Source organism: Tateyamaria sp., assembly GCF_059783535.1.
The window spans coordinates 1-5,090 of sequence record NZ_JBYNDP010000021.1 but is presented as its reverse complement, the minus strand read 5'-3'; the positions used below and the strand labels follow the sequence as shown (position 1 = coordinate 5,090).

Annotated in this window: 6 protein-coding genes and 1 riboswitch; of the genes, 2 read left to right on the top strand and 4 right to left on the bottom strand. The window is 57.7% G+C overall.

Annotation, left to right across the window (positions count from 1 at the left end; translation table 11 throughout):
* Positions 1-545, top strand: a 545-nt coding sequence (locus AC6RA8_RS06510) for a proteasome-type protease (protein WP_500351384.1), incomplete at its 5' end; no start/stop codon positions are given.
* Between the two features lie 89 nt (positions 546-634).
* Here the strand turns inward: AC6RA8_RS06510 and AC6RA8_RS06505 are convergent.
* Positions 635-1,027, bottom strand: coding sequence for a 5-carboxymethyl-2-hydroxymuconate Delta-isomerase (locus tag AC6RA8_RS06505; RefSeq protein ID WP_500351382.1), 393 nt, complete (start codon positions 1,025-1,027; stop codon positions 635-637).
* A 22-nt stretch (positions 1,028-1,049) separates the two neighbouring features.
* On the bottom strand, positions 1,050-2,498 hold the full coding sequence (locus AC6RA8_RS06500; protein ID WP_500351381.1) for a cobyric acid synthase: 1,449 nt from the start codon (positions 2,496-2,498) through the stop codon (positions 1,050-1,052).
* 97 nt (positions 2,499-2,595) lie between these two features.
* Here AC6RA8_RS06500 and AC6RA8_RS06495 point away from each other — a divergent pair, with 97 nt between their 5' ends.
* Positions 2,596-2,748 (top strand): hypothetical protein, encoded by a 153-nt coding sequence (locus AC6RA8_RS06495; RefSeq protein WP_500351379.1) that lies wholly within the window; start codon positions 2,596-2,598, stop codon positions 2,746-2,748.
* A gap of 16 nt (positions 2,749-2,764) precedes the next feature.
* On the opposite strand, the gene AC6RA8_RS06490 is transcribed toward AC6RA8_RS06495, so the two are convergent.
* Entirely contained in the window at positions 2,765-3,220 is a 456-nt protein-coding gene (locus AC6RA8_RS06490) for a metal-dependent hydrolase (protein WP_500351378.1), read from the bottom strand.
* Between the two features lies 1 nt (position 3,221).
* Positions 3,222-3,833 (bottom strand): cob(I)yrinic acid a,c-diamide adenosyltransferase, encoded by a 612-nt coding sequence (gene cobO, locus AC6RA8_RS06485; RefSeq protein WP_500351376.1) that lies wholly within the window; start codon positions 3,831-3,833, stop codon positions 3,222-3,224.
* 1,010 nt (positions 3,834-4,843) lie between these two features.
* Positions 4,844-5,064, top strand: a riboswitch (cobalamin riboswitch).
* The last annotated feature ends 26 nt before the right edge of the window (positions 5,065-5,090 follow it).

Below are 5,090 nucleotides of genomic sequence, written 5' to 3'. Positions count from 1 at the left end.
ATGAGCGGTCAAAGGCACCCGAGGATCGCAGCCCCTCGATCCTTGAAGCGCCGTCCATGTTTCAGGTCGCGCGCGAGGTTGGGCGTACTCTGAAAGAAGTAATCCAATCCAACGCCACAACGGGCATGGAAGCCGATGGCGCATTTGGCGCGACCATGATTATCGGGGGGCAGATCAAGGGATCAGAACCCCGCCTGTTCCTTGTCTATCCCGAGGGGAACTTCATCGAAGCCTCTGACGACACCCCGTTTTTTCAGATTGGCGAAGCGAAGTACGGCAAACCCATCATCGTGCGTGCACATGATCCGGCCATGCGCTTCGAGGATGCGGTGAAGCTGCTGATGGTCAGCTTTGACTCGACCATCAAATCGAACCTGTCCGTGGGTCTGCCGCTTGATTACGTGACCTATGATCGCGACAGCCTGTCCATCACCCATGCCGAACGGATCGAAGCGGATGATCCCTATTTCCAGACGGTATCGAATGGATGGGGGCAGGCATTGAAAGTCGCGTTCGATCAACTGCCTGAATTTGGCTTCGAGTGATCCCGCGGACGCTACGCGACGACATGTTTTAGGGGGCTTCGCCCCCGCCCTGCGGGCTCCCACGTGGTGTTTTCAATCAGAAGAGACGTCTAGTGCATCTCCGGCGGCAGGTAGCTACGGATCGAACTGGTTTTGCGGCTGTGGTTTGGGTCGATCTCTCGAAGTTCAAGGGACAGCATGAAAGGGTGACGCGCCATGTGGTCAGCGGTGAAGGCCTTGGCCGCCTCAAAGACAGCGTCTGTGGCACGGGTTTTCTGGTCCTCGGTTCGTCCTGCAGCCAACCGGATCACGATATCGATGAAACCATGTTTTGGATCGCCGTCGGCGATCACGCTGTGTTGCGCAGCATGCGCGCGCACCCGAATGCCTGCAGCGGGAAACAGACCGGTCGCCGCCGCTGCATCTTTCAAAGCAACGCAGAGGCCATGCATGTCCAACTGATCTTCGAGATTGGCGGAGTAGTCGATCACGATATGAGGCATGTGCGAACTCTGTGCCTCCGCCCTAGCGCGCGCAAGCCAAAAGCGCGTCGATGTCGAGATGGGTTTCGAGATGATCCGCCAATGCATCAAGCGTTGTTTCAACTGTGTCAGCATAGGACGCGTTGCCGTGGTTCACACCAAAGCCCGCAAGCCAAGCCCTCCGAAATCCATCATCGCGGAACATGCCGTGCAGGTAACTGCCTGCAACCCGCCCATCCGCGCTGATCGCGCCTTCGTCCTGGCCTACAACCTGCGCGAAGGGGCGCGCGCGGTCTGGCCCTTCGCTGCGTCCGATGTGAATTTCATACCCTTGAAAGGCTTGACCTGACGGCACATGAACCGCATCAACGGTGGTCAATCGCTTGTCATCCGTCATTGTGGTCTGGACATCCAGCAGCCCAATCCCATCCGTGGCACCTGCGGGCCCTTCAATGCCTTCAGGGTCATCTACCACGTGCCCCAGCATCTGGAACCCGCCGCAAATCCCCAGCACAGCCCCACCGCGCCGCGCATGGGCACGGATATCCTCATCCCACCCTTGGTCCTTGAGAAACTGCAGATCGCCCCGAGTTGATTTGCTGCCGGGGATGATCACCACATCCGTATCCGCGGGCAATGGTTGGCCCGCATGCAACATAGTCAACCGCACCCCCGGCTCCTGCGCCAACGGATCAAGGTCATCGAAATTGGCGATACGCGACAGTTTGAGGCACACGATATGCAGGCCATCCGGGCGACGTGGTGTCGCGATGTCCAGCGCATCCTCAGCCGGCAGTTTCCACGCATCCGCAAACCAGGGCACCACGCCAAAACCGCGCCATCCCGTGTGTTGCTCGATCAAGGCATAGCCATCGTCAAACAGGCGCGGATCACCACGAAAGCGGTTGATCAGGAAGCCCTTGATCAACGCCGCGTCCTCGGGATCAATCACGGCCTGCGTTCCAACAACCTGCGCAATCACCCCGCCCCGGTCGATGTCACCCGCCAGGATCACGGGGCAGTCGGCGGCGCGGGCAAAGCCCATATTGGCAATGTCACCGGGACGCAGGTTCACCTCAGCCGGGCTGCCCGCCCCTTCAACCAGCACCAGATCATGCGCCTGTTTCAACCGATCAAAACTGTCGAGGACATGCTCCATAAGCTGCGGCTTCAGTGCGGCGTACTCCCGCGCCTTCACCGTGGTCAGACGTTTGCCCTGCACCACGACCTGGCTGCCCACGTCTGTTTCGGGTTTCAGTAGCACAGGGTTCATGTCCGTATGGGGCTGCAACCCGGACGCCATGGCCTGCAGGGCCTGGGCACGACCAATCTCTCCGCCATCCGTTGTCACGGCGGCATTGTTCGACATGTTTTGCGGTTTGAACGGGGCCACTGAGAGGCCTCGGCGCTTTGCCGCGCGGCACAGTCCCGAGACCAGCATCGACTTGCCGACATTCGAGCCAGTGCCTTGAAACATGAGGGCTTTCGCCATGATACCTCCATCCTGACATCGCAGAAATGCCAGATTCGTCGCGCAAGCTGATGCAACGATCACTTACATGACACCACGCAAACGAAACGGAAAGATCATGTTAGATTTCACAAATACACCCGAACGCCGCAAGCGTGCGGCCAAGGCGCGGGCGCGCAAAACGATGATCCTTATGGGGCTGGCAATTGCAGTGCCAGCGGCTGCCTGGGCGATTGACTTCGACACCCTCAGTTTGCTTGCACGCGGCTGACGTGAAACAAACACACTTACTCTGACCGCGCCTTAACGAACAGAAAGAGCGCGGCCATACAAAGTGCGATTTCGATAGCAAAAGTCCAGTGGACCAGAAATGACAGCACCCAGTGTGACTGGGTAGCGGGAACGACCACAAGCGGGTGTGCTGCATGTGAAATCGGCCACGCCCATGCGACCTTACCGACAATGCTGTCTAGCATAAGGTGCAGCAGACCGCCCAATCCAACACCAATCCAAAATTGTCTGCGTATCGCGGCGCCGATGGCCAACACCAAAGCCCAAACGACCGGCCGGTGAGTCAGATAATCATGGTGATGGGTCTGCTGACCATCGACAAGAAAGAACCAAAGCATGTCAACATCGGGCAGAACACTGCCCAGCAGCAACCCAGCAAAAATGGCCGTTGCACCAACGGCCGCCAGCCCTCGCGCAGCGAGATAACCCGCAGCCAAATGGCCAACAATCATCTTAGAACTCCACACCCTTCTGCGCCTTCACACCCAAATCCTTGAACGGGTGCTTTACCAGCGTCATCTCGGTCACGAGGTCAGCCGCCTCGATCAACTCGGGTTTCGCGTTCCGGCCCGTCAGCACAACATGCGTCATCTCCGGCTTTTGGGTCATCAGGAAGTCCACAACCTCATCGATATCCAGATAATCGTAGCGCAGTGCGATGTTGATCTCGTCCAGTAGAACAAACTGGATTTCGGGATCAAGGATCTGCTCCTTGGCAATCTTCCACCCATTCTCAGCCGCCGCGATGTCCCGCTCGCGATCCTGGGTTTCCCAAGTGAACCCTTCTCCGGACACAAAAAACCGGCACTCATCCGCGAACCGATCCCGCAGGAACGTCTTTTCCCCGGTGTCCCAATTGCCCTTGATGAACTGAACCACCGCACAGGGCATACCATGCGAAATGCAACGCATGATCATCCCGAACCCGGACGAGGATTTGCCCTTGCCCGGGCCGGTATGGACCATTATCAGACCCTTCTCCTCGGTCTTGGTCTCCATCATCTTGTCGCGGGCGGCCTTGATCTTTTTCATCTTGGCATTGTGGCGTTCGGTGATGTCGTCCATGGCGTCCTCCGGAATATGTTGGCCAAGTCGTGCCACTATTTGCGCCGCGCGACCAGAGGCGTTTGCGCCTGTCAGGTCAGGCGATCCGGTAAGGGTCAGCAATCATCATGAGTTTCACCCGCGAATTGGCGCGCATCATACGCCAGCACTAAAGGTGTGGTCCCACCCCGCGGCATCTTCGACCCGCTTCAGAAGCGTATCACCCAAGTGGTAATCATCGGAAGAAAACCGTCTGAGCGTCTTCCTCGCACACATCCAGCAAGACTAAGAGAAGGTTAGGCCTCAACCAAAGGTCAAAACTGGCAGCATCGAGACCGGCCATTAGAGAAAATATGCTGAACCAGCCGCTGAAGGGATGGTCGAAGCGGTTGAGATCAATCTGGGTATGTCCAAAGTTCGTCATCGGCCTGAATAGCCTCAACGACCGCTTGCGCACGATTCAGTGCGCCTTGAGAGGCTCCCAATCCCATGTAATTCGCCTCAATCTCGGCGAGATAGCTAATAACGGTCTGATCAGATATGCCTTTACGAAGCTGGCTGGCAGCCTGAATCAAGTACCTGTCATACTCGTCTGCAAACGGTATGCAGTCCTCGTCCTCCCACTTCTGATCAGCTCCAAGCAGTCCTATCGGGTCCCATCTCGACCAGCCAATATCGCGCAGTCTAGATAGCTTTATTTTGGGCGGGGGCGTCAAAGTGGGATCAGGACGTGGCATGACAACCTGCTATCGTTGTGTTTGGCGTCTGCAGGCTACTCGATCCCACGCGGCTTGGCAGCCCGGAGACGTCGTATTCTTCAAAGCTAAAAAAACTGAGCACCTGTTTAGCATTTTTGTGACTTTGCTGCCTTGCAGAGCCAATAGCATTTCCACTCTGGTTCGGGTCTCGGAATCCCGTCGAAGTGCATAACAGTGAATTTTTGTGCCATGGGGCATTCATGTGCGGTCGAAACAGCGGATGTACCGTGGAGTCACTGACGCGTTCCCGCTTGACTCTGTTTCGCCGCCCGCGCACTACGGACGGGCTGGTGCCCGGGGTCCGCTTCGGGTGAAAAGGGAATGCAGCGCAGGAATTTTCGTCGAAAAATCTCGCCAACGCAGCCGCCCCCGCGACCGTGACCGGAGAGGTCGCCCCACGCCACTGGCCAAAGGCCGGGAAGGCAGGGCAACCGCAGAGGCCAAGAGCCTCGGGATCCGCAAGCCGGGAGACCTGCCAGCAAACGTGACGAAACCGGACGGGGTGTGCCGGGTGTCGGGA